We start from the raw sequence: 1,432 nt of genomic DNA, 5'->3' as shown, positions 1-1,432 counted from the left end.
TCCAACTGGACATCACGAGCCAGACCGGCGGCACGACGCAGGTCATCCTGACGATGCCCCAGCAACTCGCCGGTAAGGACACCGGCGAACCCGTCAAGCTCTGATCGTCGGCCGCAGCTCCGTACTGCGACGAAACGAGATTTTCCGTTCTTTCGACACTTCTGAGCGATAGCTCGGGGCACACAGTTACCGCCAATAGGAGGTGAGAAGAACGAAACGTCGACCCGACTATTCGAGGCCGCCGCCGTCCTCGTCGGCGAACCACGGTGCAGACTCGCCGACCATCGAGAACCCGGCCGCCTGTTCGAACACCTTGATGCCCCCGTCGTCGATCTCTAAGGGGAACATCGAGTTCTTGATCGGTTGCTTTCGCATCTTCGCGACCCAGATGTAGCGGTTCGACGTCGACCCGGCGGGCGATTGAATGAGGTAGATGTTGCCGTCGGTGAGGAAGTTCTCCAGCCCGATCTCCGTCTCGGGGAACACCGCCGACTGCTCCATCGTCAGAATCGAGGTGAGACCGCTGTCTTTCAGGATGTCGATGAACTTCAGGAGGTACTGACGCTGCTCCTTTTCGTCCTCGAAGAAGAGCTGGAACATCGTCAGCGAGTCGAGGACGAGTCGGTCGTACTGGGTGTCTTGGAGGTCTTCGAGGATCGTATCCAGCGTGGAGGAGAAGTCGCCGCTCCGAAGCAGGGTTCGCTTGTCGTACACCTTGATCCGACCGTCGTCGACGAAGTCGTCCCACTTGTCGAAGCCGATCGATTGGGCCGCTTGGCTGATGTCGTCTTTCGTCTCCTCGAAGGTGAGGTAGATTCCACCCTCGTCGAACTGATCGACGCCGTTGTAGAGATACTGCAGTCCGAAGATGCTCTTTCCGGTCCCGGGGTTACCGCTTACGAGCACCGCGGCGTTCTCAACGATGCCGCCGTTGAGGATCGAATCGAGGCCTTCGACGCCGGTTTTGACGAATTCTGGCATACGTGAGATCACTTCCAGTGAGTGTTGGAATCGAGTCGGTCCCGCACGCGGATAATTCTATCCCACCGTCGACGACCCCCTCGAACGGCGGCGAGCGGAGGTCGCTCGGTCCGTTGGGACCTGCCAGTGGTGCAAGGGTTCTATCACGAGCGATAATTTGGTGGGAACCTTCTTGTATCGATGCCGGATCACAGTAGCTAATGACACCTGTTCCACCGAGACCGGGCTACCGGACCGGTCGGATCACGCGTTCGGGATCGCCCGCGGGAGGCCGCGATCCCACTCGTCGACTGAACGGGGCGAGAGAGCGTCTCGATCGGAACAGGGGGAGCGACAGATGGGTGTGATGGACTGGATGGACGGCGACTCCGAGGAGGAATCGGACACTGTCGCGACCGACGGGCTCGGCTTCGACGAGGATCTCGACGACTTCGACGACGAGATGGGCGGG

General features: G+C 59.9%; 1 protein-coding gene and 1 pseudogene. One reads left to right on the top strand and one right to left on the bottom strand.

The features are described 5' to 3' along the window. Nucleotides 1-104: pseudogene (locus tag ACP99_RS20280) on the top strand (flagellin); the annotation flags it as partial. Nucleotides 105-228: 124 nt separating this feature from the next. Here the strand turns inward: ACP99_RS20280 and ACP99_RS18695 are convergent. Further along, nucleotides 229-981: an RAD55 family ATPase gene (locus ACP99_RS18695; RefSeq protein ID WP_049988030.1), complete on the bottom strand. Its 753-nt coding sequence runs from the start codon at nt 979-981 to the stop codon at nt 229-231. Nucleotides 982-1,432 lie beyond the last annotated feature (451 nt).

Origin of the sequence: Halobellus rufus (assembly GCF_000739575.1) — an archaeon.
Classification (GTDB): Archaea; Halobacteriota; Halobacteria; order Halobacteriales; family Haloferacaceae; genus Haloquadratum; species Haloquadratum rufum.
This window is presented reverse-complemented; position numbering and strand designations above follow the sequence as displayed.

What these genes read in the sequence shown, in the direction of transcription:
- ACP99_RS18695 (WP_049988030.1), bottom strand. Translation starts at nt 981, where the DNA reads ATGCCAGAATTCGTCAAAACCGGCGTCGAAGGCCTCGATTCGATCCTC.